The 16,692-nt window shown below is 61.3% G+C and carries 13 protein-coding genes; 3 read left to right on the forward strand and 10 right to left on the reverse strand.

The window, feature by feature from the left end; genetic code table 11:
* Positions 1-28: 28 nt before the first annotated feature.
* Positions 29-517, forward strand: a complete 489-nt coding sequence (locus tag KGA83_RS29525; protein ID WP_102699232.1) for a YgjP-like metallopeptidase domain-containing protein — start codon at positions 29-31, stop codon at positions 515-517.
* A 37-nt stretch (positions 518-554) separates the two neighbouring features.
* Positions 555-851: a helix-turn-helix domain-containing protein gene (locus KGA83_RS29530; RefSeq protein ID WP_007894945.1), complete on the forward strand. Its 297-nt coding sequence runs from the start codon at positions 555-557 to the stop codon at positions 849-851.
* Between the two features lie 97 nt (positions 852-948).
* On the opposite strand, the gene KGA83_RS29535 is transcribed toward KGA83_RS29530, so the two are convergent.
* Positions 949-1,401: a GNAT family N-acetyltransferase gene (locus KGA83_RS29535; protein ID WP_108216998.1), complete on the reverse strand. Its 453-nt coding sequence runs from the start codon at positions 1,399-1,401 to the stop codon at positions 949-951.
* Between the two features lie 255 nt (positions 1,402-1,656).
* Here KGA83_RS29535 and KGA83_RS29540 point away from each other — a divergent pair, with 255 nt between their 5' ends.
* Positions 1,657-2,394: a substrate-binding periplasmic protein gene (locus tag KGA83_RS29540; RefSeq protein WP_108216997.1), complete on the forward strand. Its 738-nt coding sequence runs from the start codon at positions 1,657-1,659 to the stop codon at positions 2,392-2,394.
* Positions 2,395-2,533: 139 nt separating this feature from the next.
* Here the strand turns inward: KGA83_RS29540 and yccS are convergent, their stop codons facing one another.
* From yccS to betI, 9 genes are all read right to left on the reverse strand, one after another.
* On the reverse strand, positions 2,534-4,717 hold the full coding sequence (gene yccS / locus KGA83_RS29545) for a YccS family putative transporter (RefSeq protein ID WP_108216996.1): 2,184 nt from the start codon (positions 4,715-4,717) through the stop codon (positions 2,534-2,536).
* A gap of 217 nt (positions 4,718-4,934) precedes the next feature.
* A complete protein-coding gene (locus KGA83_RS29550; protein ID WP_108216995.1) occupies positions 4,935-6,113 on the reverse strand; it encodes an NAD(P)/FAD-dependent oxidoreductase in 1,179 nt (392 codons plus the stop codon).
* 157 nt (positions 6,114-6,270) lie between these two features.
* Complete coding sequence (gene dbpA, locus KGA83_RS29555; protein WP_371920759.1) at positions 6,271-7,608, reverse strand: ATP-dependent RNA helicase DbpA; 1,338 nt, start codon at positions 7,606-7,608, stop codon at positions 6,271-6,273.
* A 248-nt stretch (positions 7,609-7,856) separates the two neighbouring features.
* Complete coding sequence (gene mdtD / locus KGA83_RS29560; protein ID WP_223531478.1) at positions 7,857-9,284, reverse strand: multidrug transporter subunit MdtD; 1,428 nt, start codon at positions 9,282-9,284, stop codon at positions 7,857-7,859.
* 148 nt (positions 9,285-9,432) lie between these two features.
* Positions 9,433-10,770: a TldD/PmbA family protein gene (locus tag KGA83_RS29565; protein WP_108216992.1), complete on the reverse strand. Its 1,338-nt coding sequence runs from the start codon at positions 10,768-10,770 to the stop codon at positions 9,433-9,435.
* Complete coding sequence (locus tag KGA83_RS29570) at positions 10,770-12,212, reverse strand: TldD/PmbA family protein (protein ID WP_108216991.1); 1,443 nt, start codon at positions 12,210-12,212, stop codon at positions 10,770-10,772. Before KGA83_RS29570 ends, KGA83_RS29565 begins: the two co-directional genes overlap by 1 nt.
* A 196-nt stretch (positions 12,213-12,408) precedes the next feature.
* Entirely contained in the window at positions 12,409-14,109 is a 1,701-nt protein-coding gene (gene betA, locus KGA83_RS29575; RefSeq protein ID WP_108216990.1) for a choline dehydrogenase, read from the reverse strand.
* 153 nt (positions 14,110-14,262) lie between these two features.
* Positions 14,263-15,735 carry a betaine-aldehyde dehydrogenase gene (betB, locus tag KGA83_RS29580; RefSeq protein ID WP_108216989.1) on the reverse strand — a complete coding sequence of 491 codons (1,473 nt, stop codon included), beginning with the start codon at positions 15,733-15,735 and terminating at the stop codon, positions 14,263-14,265.
* Positions 15,736-15,797: 62 nt separating this feature from the next.
* On the reverse strand, positions 15,798-16,391 hold the full coding sequence (gene betI, locus KGA83_RS29585; protein ID WP_108216988.1) for a transcriptional regulator BetI: 594 nt from the start codon (positions 16,389-16,391) through the stop codon (positions 15,798-15,800).
* Between the last annotated feature and the right edge of the window lie 301 nt (positions 16,392-16,692).

Here is a 16,692-nt window from a genome sequence, read left to right on the forward strand (position 1 = left end):
AACTTTTAGTGACCTGTATTGCCGCCCCATGACCGTGTTGAAATATCTCCAGGCCTATCCCGCCACATTGCAGGATCAGGTGCGCCAGCTGATCGCCGACGGTCGGCTGGGCGATTACTTGAGCCAGCGTTACCCGCAAAAGCACGGGGTGCAGAGCGACAAGGCGCTGTACACCTATGCCCTGGACCTCAAGCAGGAATACCTGCGTAATGCCCCGGCCATCGACAAGGTGCTGTTCGACAACCGCCTGGACCTGACCCACCGTGCCCTTGGCCTGCACACCACGATTTCCCGGGTGCAGGGCGGCAAGCTCAAGTCCAAGAAAGAAATCCGCATCGCGTCGCTGTTCAAGGAAGCGCCTTGCGAGTTCCTGAAAATGATCGTGGTGCATGAGCTGGCGCACTTCAAGGAGTCGGACCACAACAAGGCCTTCTACAAACTGTGCGAGCACATGCTGCCGGGTTATCACCAGGTGGAATTTGATGTGCGGGTGTACCTGACGTGGCGGGATCTGTAGGAGCTGCCGCAGGCTGCGATCTTTTAAGGAGCAATGAATGGACGTGAGCAAGACCAAGAGCAGCTTCTACCGCCGGTTGTACGTGGCGTACCTGATCGACAGCGGGCTGGCCAGCAGTGTTCCGGCGCTGACCGAGGTCACCGGCATGCCCCGGCGCACGGCACAGGACACCATCGCGGCGCTGGCGGATCTGGATATTGTCTGTGAATTCGAGCAGGAAGAGGGTGCGCGCAACCATGCGGGGCGCTATCGGATTCGCGAGTGGGGTGCGATCGATCGCGGGTGGATCGAGCGTAATCTGCGGCAGATCAAGGCGGTGCTGGAGTATCCCTGAGTATTGGCGGCATCTGTGCTGACGCCTTCGCTGGCAAGCCAGCTCCTACAGGATTCACATAAACCCTGGAGGAGCTGGCTTGCCAGCGAAGGGGCCTTCAGGAGCGACGCATGCCAATGTGCGGAATGCCATCCTCGACAAACTCCTCGCCCGTCACGACAAAACCGTACCGCCCGTAATACCCCTGCAAATGCGTCTGGGCCGAGAGGTAGATCGGCGTTTGCGGCCAGCGCTCTTCAATCTGCTCCAGCGCCTGGTCCATCAACGCGTGTCCAAGCCCGGCGCCTCGTGCATGTGGAGCAATGACCACCCGACCGATCACTACGTCCCCGCCTTGCAGTTCCGGGTCGAGTAGCCGCAGATAGGCCACCAGTTGATTGCCGTCCCAGGCCATCAAGTGACAAGTGTCACCTTCCAGGTCCTGGCCATCCACGTCTTGATAGGCGCATTGCTGCTCGACGACGAACACTTCTGCACGCAGCTGCAAAATGGCGTACAGCTGCTCCTTGCCCAGGTCGCTGTGGTGTTTGCAGATCCAATCGACTGTCATGTTTTGATTCCCTGAAAACGTCGTTCCGATACTAAGCGCAGTCACGCCAGATGTCTTTATGGCGGAAGAATCTGTGACATAGGCCAAAATGCCATCATTCATTTCTCGCGCGGATGTCTTCTTTGTGTAATCTGGATCGAAGCGCTGTGCTGTGGCTTCGATGAGCTAATGTTGAGTACCCGGGCTTGTCAGTACGAGGCCTTGGGGTTTGGCTGAGAACACGTTGGGCAATCCGCCCGCTAAGGATTTTCTGGCATGCCGCGATTGCATCGAGCTTTTGCTTTGATTGGATTGCTGTTGCTGGTTCAGGGAGCAGCGGCAGAAAAACTGCGGTTGGTCGCTGATGCCTGGCCCCCTTTTACCGATTCCACGCTCCTCAACGGTGGTTTGGCCACGGATATTGTCAGTACCGCGCTCGCCAGGGCCGGCTATGCCAGTGAGTTTGAACAAGTGCCCTGGGCGCGGGCCTTGATGGGTGTGGGCGAGGGCCGCTACGACGTGCTGGTCAACGCCTGGTACAACGACGAGCGTACAAAATTCGGCCAGTTCTCCGGCGAATACCTGCTCAATCGCGTACGGTTTCTCAAGCGTAAAGACGTGCCCATCGAGTTCAACGACCTGCAGCAATTGCACACGTATCCAATTGCCATCGTGCGCGGTTACGCCTATTCGCCCGCGTTCGACAACGACGACTCATTGCAGAAAATCCCGGTGCACAGCTTCGCCATGGCAGTGCGCATGGTCGCGGCCGACCGGGTCAAACTGACACTGGAAGATGAGTACGTCGCCCGCTACTACCTGTCCCGTGAGTCACCCAAGGTACGAAACGCCGTGGAATTCCTGCCCAAGGCATTGAGTGAGAACAGCCTGCACATTCTGGTCAGCCTGAAGAATCCGCAGCATGAGCAGATCGTCGCCAGTTTCGACCGGGAGATTGCGGCGATGAAGGTGGACGGCAGTTATGACAATTTGGTGAAGCAGCATGGGATGTGAGTGGGTTGAGCCAGTTTCTGTGTTGTCTGAGCGGGCCTCTTCGCGAGCAGGCTCGCTCCCACACTAGATCTGCGTCGTTCACAAAACCAATGTGGGAGCGGGCTTGCCCGCGAAGAGGCTCGCCCAGACACAAGAGATCTCAATCCTCACTGGTGTCCTTGATCAGATGCGCCGCCAACGTCCGCAACGGCCCGAGTTGACGACAAATCAGCGCCAGTTGCGTCTGCACCAACCGCTGCCCCTCATCGATTTCATCGGGCATCTGTTCCAGTCCATAGGCAAGTGCTTCTTCCTCATCGCTTTGAATCGCAATTGAGGATTTGCTCGCCAGCCCATGAGCGATTTCGTCGATGCTCGCAGCCAGTTTCACCCCGGCCCCGTCGATCAAATGTTCATGCACGTCCGCTGGCAGTTGGGTTTCCCGGTGTGCGCCCAGGCCTGACAGGTAGCTGAGTAGCGTGTGCGACAGCACCAGGAAGCGGAATCCGACATCCGCTTCCTTACGGAAATGCCCAGGCTCCATCAGCATATTGGCCAGTGTGGTCGACAGCGCTGCGTCGGCGTTGTGCGCGTTGCGGCGGGCCAGGCGGTAAGCCAGGTCGTCGCTTTTGCCGGCCGCGTATTGCTGCATGATCTGGCGCAAGTAAATGCTGTTGCAGGCCAAGGTGTTGGCCAGCACTTTGTTCAGGCGTCGGCCCTGCCAGTCCGGCAGGAACAGGAACACCGCGAGCCCGGCGATCAGGCTGCCGAGCAAGGTATCGAACAGCCGTGGCAGGAACAGCCCGTAACCGTCACCCACCTGGTTGAAGCAGAACAGCACCATCAGGGTGATCGCCGCCGTCGCCAGGGTGTAGCGGGTGGTGCGGTTGGTAAAGAACACCACCCCGGCGGCAATAGCGAAACACGACTGGATCAGCGGGTTCGGGAACAGGTCGAACAACGCCCAGGCCAGGGTCAGGCCGATGGCGGTGCCGATGATCCGTTGACCGAGTTTGCGGCGGGTGGCGCCGTAGTTCGGTTGGCAAACGAACAGCGTGGTGAGGATGATCCAGTAGCCTTGGGACGGGTGAATCAAATGCACCATGGCGTAGCCAATGCTCAAGGCCAGGGGCAATCGCAGGGCATGGCGGAACAGCAGCGAGGTCGGCGTCAGCTGCGTGCGCAAGCGCAGCCACACGTCCTTGAGGCTGCGCGGCGAACGGTCGAGCAAGCTGCTGTCGGTGGCGTCGGCCAGGGCGTCGGGGTTGCTGGCATCGCTGAGCAAGCGGTCGAGAGTGCCAAGGTTGGCCGCCAGTGCCCGCAGTGAACGCAGCAAGCCGCGCCAGGCCGGGTTGCTCTGGATGCGCAGATGTTCCAGGGAGGCATCCAGGTCGCTCAGGGCCTCGGCGAAACTGGCGTCATAGGTGAACGGCTGGCGCATCTGGATCGATTCGGCCAGGGCTCGGCAAGCTTTGCCTTGCTGACGCAACAGGCGCTGACAGCGGAACATTACGTCGCTGTGGAAGAAGGCGTCGGCCAGGGCGTTGTATGGATAGTGCGATGAGCTGGCGCGTTCGTGGATGTCCTGCGCGAGGAAGTACAGTTTCAGGTAGCGGCTGACTTTCGACCCCGGGCGACCGTTGCCAACCCGGTGCAGGATGATTTCCTTGGCAGCGTTCAATGCCGCCACCACCCGACCGTTCTGCTGGGCCAGTTCCAGGCGCCGCGCCTCCACGTCCATCTGCCGGATCGGCTCGAACAGCGAGGATTTGAGCTTCAGGTAAAAGCCCAGCTCGCGGAACAGGCGCGCGAGGCTCTGCTGCACCGGCTGATTGGAAAACAGCGCCTGCCACAACACCGAGAGCAGGCCGTACCAGGCGGCACCGGCCACCAGCAGCACCGGCTCGTGCCAGACATCGATGACCGCGCCGCCGCGCTGGTCCACGCCGATCATGGTGTAGACCGAAAGGATCAACGTCGCCGAGGCAATCGCGCCATAGCGCTCGCCCAAGGCGCCGAGCATGGTCAGGCAGAACGCGGCCAGGGCGAAGGCGATGATAAACAGCGAGGGGTAGGGGAAGAGCAGCTCGACGGACAGGGCGGCAACCGCGAAACACACCAGCGTCACCGCCAGCGCGTTGAGACGGCCCTGCCAGCTGTCGTCGGTTTCGGCCAGGGCACTGGCGATAATCCCCAGGAACAACGGGATCAGCAGGCCCATTTCATCCTGATACCAACACAGCGCCATGGTGCCGGTCAGGGCAATGAATACCCGCACGCTGTAGCTGAATTTATCCAGCGCCCAGAGGCGACGCAGAGACTGGCGGAACGAAGTCGATGACATGAAATGCGAAGGCCTTCCGAGGCAATGACGCTAAATTGAGCCACTAATGACGCCGACGCAATGGCGTCGATCACATCAGACAGCAAAATCTGTTCCTTCCTTGGCGATATACCGCCTCTGTAGGAGCTGCCGAAGGCTGCGATCTTTTGACTTTGCTTTTCAAGATCAAAAGATCGCAGCCTCGTTTCACTCGGCAGCTCCTACAGGGGTGGTGCGATCAGACGTACTGCGCGGCGGCATACCCGGATGCCCAGGCCCACTGGAAGTTGAACCCGCCCAGGTGCCCGGTCACGTCCAGCACTTCGCCGATGAAGTACAGCCCCGGGCTTTTCAGCGATTCCATGGTCTTGGACGACACTTCATTGGTGTTGACGCCACCCAGGGTCACCTCGGCGGTGCGATAGCCTTCGGTGCCCGCCGGCACGACTTTCCAGCTCGCCAGTTTTTCCGCGATATCGGCCAGTTCCGCGTGGGTGTACTGCTTCATCGGTTTGGACACGAACCAGTTGTCCGCCAGCAGGTTGGCCATCTTCTTGGTGAAGATTTCCCCGAGCAGGGTTTTCAGCTCGCTATTGGGGCGTTCGGCCTGTTGCTGTTGCAGCCAGTCCGGTACGTCGTGATCCGGCAGCAGGTTGATCTCGACGGTATCGCCGGATTCCCAGAACGACGAGATCTGCAAAATCGCCGGGCCGCTGAGGCCGCGGTGGGTGAACAGGATGTTCTCGCGAAAGCTCTGGTCATTGCAGCTCACCAGGCAATCCACCGACGTGCCAGACAACTCGGTGCACAAGGCCTTGAGCTGATCGGTGATGGTGAACGGCACCAGGCCGGCGCGGGTTGGCAGCAGTTCGTGGCCAAACTGTTTGGCCACCTGGTAACCGAAGCCGGTGGCGCCCAGGGTCGGGATCGACAGGCCGCCGGTGGCGATCACCAGGGATTCGCACGTTATCTGGTCGAGCGTCGTGTCCAGCAAATAGCCCTTTTCGAGCTTCTCGATGGTCTGGATCGACGTGTCCAGGTGCAGGCTGACGCCGACCTGGTCGCACTCATTCAGGAGCATTTCCAGGATGTCGCTGGATTTGTTATCGCAGAACAACTGGCCGAGTTTTTTCTCGTGATACGGCACGCCATGCTTGGCCACCATGCCGATGAAATCCCACTGTGTGTAGCGGGCCAGGGCGGATTTGCAGAAGTGTGCATTCTGCGAGAGGAAATTGCCAGGTTCCGTGTACATGTTGGTGAAATTGCAGCGGCCACCGCCCGACATCAGGATTTTCTTGCCGGCCTTGTTGGCATGGTCCAGCAGCAACACCTTGCGCCCGCGCCCGGCGGCGGTCAGCGCACACATCAACCCTGCGGCGCCAGCGCCAATGATCACGACTTCGGTAGAGCGCAAAACGGTGTCCTCACAAATCTCACAGAGGTTACGGTCCCTGTAGGAGCGAGCTTGCTCGCGATGGGCGTCAACGATAACGCTGGCAGCCTGGCTCCACGCGGTGGGCTCAGGTTTTTCGCGAGCAAGCTCGCTCCTACAAGAGGAGGGCGGTGCGTTTTTACAAGATGCGCACGCGCAACGAACGGCCCTTGATCTTGCCGTCGTTCAAGCGCTGCAAGGCCTGCTTGGCGACGCCACGCTCCACGGCCACATAGGCCTGGAAGTCGAAAATCGCGATTTTGCCGACCTGGGCACCGGGGATGCCGGCATCACCGGTCAGTGCGCCGAGAATGTCGCCCGGGCGAACCTTGTCCTTACGGCCGGCAGCGATGCACAGCGTGCTCATCTGCGGCAACAGCGGACCACCACCCTTGGAGGTGAGGTTGTCGACCTGATCCCAGGTCAATGGCGTCTGCTGCAATTGCTCGATGGCTTGTGCGCGCTGTGCTTCGGACGGCGCGACAAGGCTGATCGCGAGGCCTTTCTCACCGGCGCGACCGGTACGGCCGACACGGTGGATGTGGATTTCCGAATCACGGGCCAGTTCGACGTTGATCACCATGTCCAGGGAATCGATGTCGAGACCGCGGGCGGCAACGTCGGTGGCGACCAGCACCGAAGTGCTGCGGTTGGCGAACATCGCCAATACCTGGTCGCGGTCACGCTGTTCCAGATCGCCGTGCAGGCCGACGGCGGAAATGCCTTTGGCGGTCAGGTGGTCGACGGTTTCCTGAACCTGCTGCTTGGTGTAGCAGAAAGCTACGCAAGAGGCCGGGCGGAAGTGGCCAAGCACCTTGGTCACCGCACTCATGCGGTCGTCCGGGGAAATCTCGTAGAAGCGCTGCTCGATCTGCGTGTCGTCGTGGAACGCTTCGGCCTTCACCTGCTGCGGGTTACGCATGAACTTCGAGGCCAACTGCTTGATGCCTGTCGGGTAGGTGGCGGAGAACAGCAGTGTCTGGCGACGCTCCGGGGCCTGCATGATGATTTCTTCGATGGAATCGTAGAAACCCATGTCGAGCATGCGGTCGGCTTCGTCGAGGATCAGGGTGTTGAGGCCGTGGAGTACCAGCGAGCCCTTGCGCAGGTGCTGCTGAATACGCCCCGGGGTGCCGACGATGATGTGCGCGCCATGTTCCAGCGAAGCGATCTGCGGGCCGAGGGACACGCCGCCGCACAGGGTCAGGACCTTGATGTTGTCTTCGGCACGGGCCAGGCGGCGGATTTCCTTGGCGACCTGGTCAGCCAGCTCGCGGGTCGGGCACAGGATCAGCGCCTGGCAACCGAAGTAGCGCGGATTGATCGGGTTCAGCAGGCCGATGCCGAACGCGGCGGTCTTGCCGCTGCCGGTCTTGGCCTGGGCGATCAGGTCCATCCCCTTGAGGATCACCGGCAAGCTTTGCGCCTGGATCGGCGTCATCTGGGCATAACCGAGGGAGTCGAGGTTAGCCAGCATGGCGGCGGACAGCGGCAAAGTATTAAATTCGGTGGCGATGGTGGTCACGGGACTGGCCTGCAAAACAAAATGTCGCGCAGTGTACCAGCCCGGTGGCCATTCGCCCGTAGTTTCCGGACGAGAAGTAGCCGAGCGATGACCAGGCAAGGCGAAAACAGGCGAGAAAGCGGAGTTGGCTTTAGCCAATGAGCATTTCGAGTCTGTTTTCAACGCAGCATGGTCGAGCGCAGGCACTTATCGTCCGGAAACTAAGGCTCTATGTGTTGTTCCGGACGCTTAACACGCCGTCCGTCATTCCGTGACAGCTGGGAAAAGATCGTCGCGGCCAGCATTGCCATGATTCCCACCGTCACAAACGTCAGTTGAAACGCGCCCAGAACTGTCTGCACGCCGTCGTTTCCAATCTCCGCGGTAAAGCCACCGAGCAACGCACCGGCGCACGCAACGCCCAGGCTCAGGGACAACTGTGCGACCACCGACAACAAACTGTTGCCGCTGCTGGCGCTGGCGTCGTCGAGGTCGATCAGGGTCACGGTGTTCATCGCGGTGAACTGCAAGGAGTTGATCGCCCCGAGGATCGCCAGCAGGCACAGCAGCAGCCAGTACGGCGTCTGCTCGCTGACCAGGCCCATGCTCGCCAGCATGATCCCCAGCGCCAGGGTGTTGCCGGTGAGCACGATGCGATAACCCAAACGCTCGATCAGCGGCCGCGCGACCCACTTGGCGATCATCGCCGCCGCCGCAAGCGGCAGCATGCTCATCCCGGCCTGGGACGGCGAATAGCCCAGCGCCACTTGCAGCAGCAATGGCACCAGAAAGGGCAGGGCGCCGCTGCCGAGACGGGCGAACAGGTTGCCGATAATGCCCACGGCAAAGGTCCGGGTCTTGAACAGCGACGGCGCGAACAGCGGGTTCTCGATGTGCCCGGCACGCAGCCAATACGCTGCCAGGCAAGCCATGCCGCCGAACAGCAGCAACATTACCCGCAAATGCGGCAGGTGCAGCTCGCCCAGGCCTTCCATGGCGATGGTGATCAGAATCATCGCCGCGCCGAACAGCACGAAACCCAGGCTATCGAAACGGGTGCGCTCGGTACCGCGAAGGTCGGGGATGAATTTCCACACGGCGTAGCAACCGACGACGCCGACGGGCAGGTTGATCAGGAAGATCCAGTGCCAGGTCAGGTATTGCACCATCCAGCCGCCCATGGTCGGACCGATCAAGGGGCCGAGCAACCCGGGAATGGTGATGAAACCCATGATCCGCACCAGTTCCGAACGCGGGTAGGCGCGCAACACTACCAGCCGCCCGACCGGCAACATCAACGCGCCACCCAGGCCCTGGATCACCCGGGCACCGATCAGCATGCTCAAGCTGCTCGACAGCGCGCAGAGCAGCGAACCGAAGCTGAACAACAGAATCGCGCTGAAGAAGATCTTTTGGGTGCCGAAGCGATCGGCGATCCAGCCCGAAGCCGGGATCAGCAACGCGACCGTGAGCATGTAGGCGATGATCACGCCCTGCATGCGCAATGGGTCTTCGGCCAAGTCGCGGGCCATGGCTGGCAGGGCAGTGTTGAGAATCGTCCCGTCGAGGGACTGCATGAAGAAGGCGATGGCGACGACCCACGGCACCCAGCGGGCGGTGACAGCGTCGAGAGGTGGGCGGTTGGGCATGGGACCTCTTGTCAGTGTGAGCTTTACTCCGTTCCTGCAGGAGCGAGCCTGCTCGCGATGAATGTGAAGGCGCTGCGTTTTTCCAGGCAGCACGCGTCATCGTTCACGACCATCGCGAGCAGGCTCGCTCCTACAGGGGTAGGCGTGTTTACAGTGTCAAAGTTAGTCGGCTGACCAGCGCCCCAGGCAACAACGCCGAAGCCGTCGCCCGCTGGCTGTAGGTACTGGCCGATAGCAACAACTCCCGCTCTTCGGTCAATGCTTCCAGCTGCGAACCGAGCAGGCTGAAAGCGCTGTCATCAAAACGCATGGTGCTGACCGGTGCCTGGATCTCGCCGTTCTCGACCCAGAACGTGGCAAAGCGGGTCATGCCGGTCAGGCGTGCAGCTGGTTGATCCGAGAAGTTCAGGTACCACAGGTTGCTGATGTACAACCCCGTGCCCAATTGCTTGAGGATGTCCGCGTCAGGCAATGCCCCGGCTTTCATGTTCAGTGCGCTCGGTGATTCACCGCCGCTGGCGCCATTGGCAGTCAAACCGTATTCAGCGGCGCTGCGCGAGCCGACCAGTTGCGCCCCGGTCTTGCCGTCGACGATCAACTTAAGGTCGCTGCGCGGATAACCCTCATCGGAAAACGCCGGGCTCAGCGAGCCGCTGACTTTTTCATCCAGCGAGACCAGCGGGCTGAACGCGCTGTCACCCCCGTAGAGCTTTTGCAGCGGGCTGCTTTTGCTGGCAATCGACTGTGCCGAGAAACCACCCCAGCACAGCATGCCCATGATTTCTTCCAGCGCCGCCGGTGCCAGGTAGGCGCGGTACTGGCCGGGCGCCAGGGTGCGCAGCGGCCGACCCAGAAACTCAAGCTGCTCGCGGGCTTGCTGGAAGCGTTTGGTAAAGCCTTCGCTGCTCCAGTCGTGCCCGGCGTAGCTGGCTTTCACGGCCTGGCCATTCTCGTGGAACAGGCTGAAGTCGAAATTGAAACTGTTGGCCTGATGCCAGCCGAAGGCGCCCGAAGAACTGGCAAAGCCACGACTGATAGGCCCTGCAGCATAGAATCCGACCAGATCCAGGCCTTCGGCGGCCTGGGTGATTTGCGCGACGACCTGCTCGGTGTCCGGCAGCGGGTGCGACTGCACGTTGTCGCTCTGCCAGCCGTTGTGGTTGAGCAGCAAGTAAGGGTCCGCAGGCAACAGTGGCAGGGTTTCACGCAACTGTTGCAGACCTTCGCTCAGGCGCTGCGCATCCACCTGCGGATCGCCGGCCAGGGTGATGTGCAGGTCGGCATGGCGGCCTTCGTTGATCAGCTTCAGTCCGATACTCGCCTGCTGCACCTGACCGGCCTGACGCACCTTGGCGTGGTTGAAACGTACGAAGGCCGACGACTCGGCGGCGTAGCTGAGGGTGAACTGCTCAGGCTCGTGAAGCGCTTCACGCAGGCTGTTGACCAGTGCCTTGAACGACGCGGACTGGCTGTTTGAAGGATTCATCAGGCGTCTCCTCCGAATACATCAACGTTGCTGAACACGCAGGCCGGTGATGCGTGACCGACGCGGATCACCTGGTTCGGTTCACCCTTGCCGCAGTTCGGTGTGCCGAGGACCTTGAAGGTACTGGCATCGCCGACGGCGCTGAGGCTCTTCCAGAATTGCGCGGAGATGCCCCGGTAATTGGGGTTCTTGACCACGCCCTTGAGTTCGCCGTATTCGATAATTTGGCCCCATTCGCAACCGAACTGGAATTTGTTGCGCGCATCGTCGATCGACCATGAACGGTTGGTCGACATCAGCACGCCGTGTTCGATACCGCCGATCAGCCGTTCGATGGACTGATCGCCAGGCTCGATGTTGAGGTTGGCCATGCGGTCGATGGGCGGGCGGTTCCAGCCGCAGGCACGGCTGTTGGCGACGCCGTCCATGCCGGCACGGAATTGTGACAACGCACCACCCAGCGGGCGCAGCAACAGGCCTTCACGGATCAGGAACTGTTTACTGGCGGGCGTGCCGTCGTCGTCATGGCCGTAACTGGCGAGCTCCTCGGGGATGTCCGGGTCGAAGGTCACGTTGAGCAGGCCGGAACCGTATTGCAGGCGGCCGAAATCACTGGCTTTGACGAAACTGGTGCCGGCGTAATTGCGCTCGTCGCCGAGGATGCGGTCCAGCTCCAGCGGGTGGCCGATGGACTCGTGGATTTGCAGCATCATCTGATCGGGCATCAGCAGCAGGTCGCGCTTGCCTTGCGGGGTGTTCGGCGCCAGGAGCAATTGCAGGGCCTGATCGGCCACCTGGGCACCGGCACCGATCAGGCCGCAGCGGCTGATGACGTCCGCCGCGCCTTGCTGGCCGAAATTCTCGCGGCCAAGGCTGCGGGTCTGGCTGTCGTTGCCGTCGTAGGCCGTGACGTCCAGGCCAGGGTAGACAAAGCGTTGGGCCTGGCGCAGTTCGGCACCGGCGCTGTTGAGGTAAATCTGCTCGACGTGGGTGATGCCGAGGCTGACCTGCCAGTTTACCAAGCGTTCGTCCTTGGGCACGGCAGCCGACTCGGTACCGAGCAGTTGGTAGCAGTCGCTCAGGGACGGGAAGGCCTGGTCGAGGTTGGGCGAAAAGTAATCGGCGCGGTCGCTGGAAACAGCCTGTTCACGCAGGTCCAGCAAGGCGTGGGGCTTGAGTCGGCGGGCCTGGAGTTCGGCGCGTTCGAGGGCGGCTTGCAGGCCTTGTTGCGACAGGTCGTTGGTCGCCGCATAGGCCTCGACGCCATTGACCCGCACGGTCAGCATCGCCCCTTCGTCACGGCTCAGGCTCGGCGGTTCGGCGACGTTCTTGCGCACCGACAGGTACTGCCCGGATTCGCGCACATAACGCAGGGAAAAGAATTCGGCACCCGTGCGCAAGGCGGCGAAGCGCTGCTTGAGCTGGGGATGGAAATCGAACATTCGTGAACCTCCTGGGTATGGAGTGGCGATGGAGCGGTGCTGCGAGGGGGGGAACGATTGCGTGGCGCTAGATTAGGCCTGCGAGGGGGGAGGATCAAGTTTGGATCTGTGGAAGGGGGATTACTGGGAGCTGTGTGTTGTTTGATCGGGTGCCATCGCGAGCTTGCTCGCGATGGGTTCGACGCGGTCTGCCGCCTTACGCCGTCTGGCTCACTTCCCGCACCGGCTTGCCCTTCACCGGTGCTTCACCCGCCACGTAGTAAGTGGCGGTGCTGCGCGGCAACGGCTTGCGGCCACGGATCTTGTCGGCGATTTTCTCGGCCATCATGATCGTGGGTGCGTTGAGGTTACCGGTGGTGATGATCGGCATGATCGAGGCATCGACCACACGCAGGCCTTGCATGCCATGCACGCGACCTTCGCTATCGACCACGGCCATCTCGTCGGTGCCCATCTTGCACGAGCAGGACGGGTGGAACGCGGTTTCGGCGTGCTCGCGGATGAACTTGTCCAGCTGCTCGTCGCTTTGCACGTCGATGCCCGGGCTGATCTCGCGGCCACGGAAGGCGTCCAGCGCAGGCTGCTGCATGATTTCACGGGTCAGGCGGATGCCGTCGCGGAATTCCTGCCAGTCCTGCTCGGTGGCCATGTAGTTGAACAGGATGCTCGGGTACTGGCGCGGGTCCTTGGACTTGGCCTGGATGCGACCACGGCTTGGCGAACGCATGGAGCCCATGTGCGCCTGGAAACCGTGCTCTTTCACACCGTTGCTGCCGTTGTAGTTAATCGCCACCGGCAGGAAGTGGTACTGGATGTTCGGCCATTCGAATTCCGGACGGGTGCGGATGAAACCGCCGGCTTCGAACTGGTTGCTGGCGCCGATGCCGGTGCCGTTGAACAGCCATTCGGCACCGATGGCTGGCTGGTTGTGCAGGAGCAGCGACGGGTACAGCGAAACCGGTTGGGTGCAAGCGTATTGCAGGTACAACTCAAGGTGATCCTGCAGGTTTTCACCGACACCCGGCAGGTCGTGGACCACTGGAATGTCGAGCTTGTTCAGCAACTCGGCCGGGCCGACGCCGGAGCGTTGCAGGATCTGCGGCGAAGCGATGGCGCCGGAGCACAGCAGCACTTCCTTGCGCGCTTTGACTTCAACTCGCTCTTCAGCGGCGCCGACCAGGTAACGCACGCCGACCGCACGCTTGCCTTCGAACAGGATCTTGTCGGTCAGGGCGTGGGTGACGATGGTCAGGGTCGAACGCTTCTTGGCGACGTCCAGGTAGCCGCGGGCGGTGGAGGCACGACGACCCTTGGGCGTCACGGTGCGGTCCATCGGGCCGAAGCCTTCCTGCTGGTAGCCGTTCAAGTCTTCGGTACGTGGGTAACCGGCCTGCACGCCCGCTTCAACCATGGCGTGGAACAGCGGGTTGTTGCCGGCTTTAGGCGTGGTCACGCTGACCGGGCCGTCGCCACCGTGGTAGTCGTTCGGGCCGATGTCACGGGTTTCCGCTTTACGGAAATACGGCAGGCAGTCCAGGTACGACCAGTCTTCCAGGCCTGGCAGTTTCGCCCAGCCGTCGTAGTCCATGGCGTTGCCGCGGATGTAGCACATGCCGTTGATCAGCGAGGAACCGCCCAGACCCTTGCCGCGACCGCATTCCATGCGGCGACCGTCCATGTGCGGCTCAGGATCGGTTTCGTAGGCCCAGTTGTAGCGACGGCCTTGCAGCGGGAACGCCAGGGCGGCCGGCATCTGCGTGCGGAAATCCATGCGGTAGTCCGGGCCGCCCGCTTCGAGCAGCAGGACGGTGACGCCGGCGTCTTCGGTCAGACGGGTCGCCAGGGTGTTACCGGCCGAGCCGGCACCGATGATGATGTAGTCGAATTCTTGGGACATTGAATGCACCCTCTTTGAAGTTGGTCAGGTCAGGCCTGACGAGTGCTGCGCACTCGATTCGCTGGCAAGCCAGCTCCTACAGGTCATGCGCTGCCCTTTGTAGGAGCGGGCTTGCCCGCGAAGGGGGCCTCGCAGGCAATACAAGACTCGGGGTTAGAACACCGAGACGTAATCGCCCAGCTCGACCTGTACCGATTTGATGCGGGTGAAGTTGTTCAGCGAGCTGATGCCGTTCTCACGGCCGACACCCGACTGCTTGTAGCCGCCAACCGGCATCTTCGCGTCGGACTCGCCCCAGGCGTTGATCCAGCAGATACCGGCTTCCAGTTGATGAATCACGCGGTGCGCGCGGTTCAGGTCGCGGGTGACGATACCGGCGGCCAGGCCGAAGTCGGTGTCGTTGGCGCGACGGATCACTTCTTCTTCGGTTTCGTAGGTGAGGATCGCCATCACCGGGCCAAAGATTTCTTCACGCACGATGGTCATGTCGTCGGTGCAGTCGGTGAACACGGTCGGGGCCACGAACGCACCCTTGGCGAATTCGCCGTCGGTCAGGCGTTCGCCGCCGCACAGGACGCGGGCGCCTTCTTCCTTGCCCTTGGCGATGTAGCCCAGCACGCTTTCCATGTGGGCGAAGCTGACCAGTGGGCCGAAGTTGGTGTTTTCGTCTTCCGGGTTGCCGACGCGGATGCGCGCAACGCGCTCAACGATTTTGGCTTCGAAAGCGGTTTTCAGGTGAGCCGGTACGAACACGCGAGTGCCGTTGGTGCAGACCTGGCCGGAGCTGTAGAAGTTGGCCATCATCGCGGTGTCGGCAGCGCGATCGAGGTCGGCGTCGTCGCAGATGATCAGCGGGGATTTGCCGCCCAGTTCCATGGTCACGTCCTTGAGCGACGAAGCCGAAGCGCTGGCCATGACTTTCTTGCCGGTATCGGTGCCGCCGGTGAAGGAGACTTTCTCGATGCGCGGGTGCTCGGTCAGCCAGGTGCCGACTTCGCGGCCGCTGCCGGTCAGGACGTTGAACACGCCGTTTGGCACGCCGGCTTCGGTGTAGATCTCGGCCAGTTTCAGGGTGGTCAGCGAGGTGACTTCACTTGGCTTGAAGATCATCGCGTTACCGGCCGCCAGGGCAGGTGCGGATTTCCACAGGGCGATCTGGATCGGGTAGTTCCACGCGCCGATACCGGCCACGATGCCCAGCGGCTCGCGACGGGTGTAGACGAACGAAGTGGTGCGCAGCGGGATCTGCTCGCCTTCGATGGCCGGTACCAGGCCAGCGTAGTACTCCAGCACGTCAGCACCGGTGACGATGTCGACGTAGCGGGTTTCGGAGTAGGCCTTGCCGGTGTCCAGGGTTTCCAGGGCGGCCAGTTCGTCGTTGCGCTCGCGCAGGATTTCCACGGCACGACGCAGGATGCGCGAACGCTCCATCGCGGTCATTGCAGCCCAGATTTTCTGGCCCTTTTCGGCACTGACCACAGCGCGCTCGACGTCTTCCTTGGTCGCACGTTGTACTGTTGCGAGGACTTCACCGTTAGCCGGGTTGATGGCTTCGAAAGTGGCGTCGCTGCTGGCGTCACTGTAAGCGCCATCGATGTAGAGTTTTTGCAGTTCGAAACGGGCCATAGAGTCCTCGCAAGAGCATTAAGTGGTTGGCACGGTCCGGTGGTTGAGCGTTTATGTGTGCTCTAACTCACCCGCTTGGCCAGTTGTGTATCCATGTATTCGTAAGCGATCCGTTGCGCCTGCTCAGTGTCGAAAGCATCTCCCGACAGCGCGCCGCGCAACCACAAACCGTCGATCAACGCTGCCAGGCCCCGGGCGGCACTGCGCGCATCATTGAGCGGCAGCACACGGCGGAACTGGCAGCACAGGTTGGAATACAGACGGTGATCGTTGATCCGCTGCAACCTGTGCAAAGACGGCTGGTGCATGCTGGTGGCCCAGAAGGCCAGCCAGGTTTTCATTGCCGGGCCATTGACCTGGCTGGCGTCGAAGTTGCCTTCGATGATCACCTGCAGATGCGCCCGGGGGCTGTCATCTTTCAGCGCCTGTCGGCGCGCGGTGACGCTCTCGCTCAGGACCGTCATCAGGTGCCCCATGGTGGCGGCGATCAGGCCATTCTTGTCCTGAAAGTAGTGACTGATGATGCCGTTCGAGACACCGGCCAAGCGGGCGATCAGCGCAATGCTGGCGTCCCCCATTCCGACCCGATCGACGGCCTGCAAAGTGGCTTCGATCAATTGCTGGCGGCGGATGGGTTGCATACCGACCTTGGGCATCTTGCACATCTCCTTAGGCCTTCCGGTGGACGCAGGACGGCTACCGGGTTGAAGGCCAGTCTATTTTGTTTTGATTGAACGTTCAATCAACAAAGAATAAGATCTGCGACAAATCGTCGCTGTCTACAGAATTTTCCTACATGTAGCGACGGAAAAAACGACTTCCGAAACTGCTCGAAACCTACGCGCTGCGGCGCTCCAGGGGTTTCGGGCTTTTTTCGGGCTGTCTTTATATCACCCGCCGGTCGGCTGCCCACTAACCGATTGGTCGGGTACCCGTTTGTCTTGCGTTCTTCTCTCG

The organism is Pseudomonas sp. GL-R-19, from assembly GCF_019956375.1.
Classification (GTDB): Bacteria; Pseudomonadota; Gammaproteobacteria; order Pseudomonadales; family Pseudomonadaceae; genus Aquipseudomonas.

Excerpts from the sequence above, each read along its gene's own strand:
- KGA83_RS29525 (WP_102699232.1), top strand. The coding sequence starts at position 29 with ATGACCGTGTTGAAATATCTCCAGGCCTATCCCGCCACATTGCAGGAT.
- KGA83_RS29530 (WP_007894945.1), top strand. The coding sequence starts at position 555 with ATGGACGTGAGCAAGACCAAGAGCAGCTTCTACCGCCGGTTGTACGTG.
- KGA83_RS29535 (WP_108216998.1), bottom strand. The coding sequence starts at position 1,401 with ATGACAGTCGATTGGATCTGCAAACACCACAGCGACCTGGGCAAGGAG.
- KGA83_RS29540 (WP_108216997.1), top strand. The coding sequence starts at position 1,657 with ATGCCGCGATTGCATCGAGCTTTTGCTTTGATTGGATTGCTGTTGCTG.
- yccS (WP_108216996.1), bottom strand. The coding sequence starts at position 4,717 with ATGTCATCGACTTCGTTCCGCCAGTCTCTGCGTCGCCTCTGGGCGCTG.
- dbpA (WP_371920759.1), bottom strand. The coding sequence starts at position 7,608 with ATGCTGGCTAACCTCGACTCCCTCGGTTATGCCCAGATGACGCCGATC.
- mdtD (WP_223531478.1), bottom strand. The coding sequence starts at position 9,284 with ATGCCCAACCGCCCACCTCTCGACGCTGTCACCGCCCGCTGGGTGCCG.
- KGA83_RS29565 (WP_108216992.1), bottom strand. The coding sequence starts at position 10,770 with ATGAATCCTTCAAACAGCCAGTCCGCGTCGTTCAAGGCACTGGTCAAC.
- KGA83_RS29570 (WP_108216991.1), bottom strand. The coding sequence starts at position 12,212 with ATGTTCGATTTCCATCCCCAGCTCAAGCAGCGCTTCGCCGCCTTGCGC.
- betA (WP_108216990.1), bottom strand. The coding sequence starts at position 14,109 with ATGTCCCAAGAATTCGACTACATCATCATCGGTGCCGGCTCGGCCGGT.
- betB (WP_108216989.1), bottom strand. The coding sequence starts at position 15,735 with ATGGCCCGTTTCGAACTGCAAAAACTCTACATCGATGGCGCTTACAGT.
- betI (WP_108216988.1), bottom strand. The coding sequence starts at position 16,391 with ATGCCCAAGGTCGGTATGCAACCCATCCGCCGCCAGCAATTGATCGAA.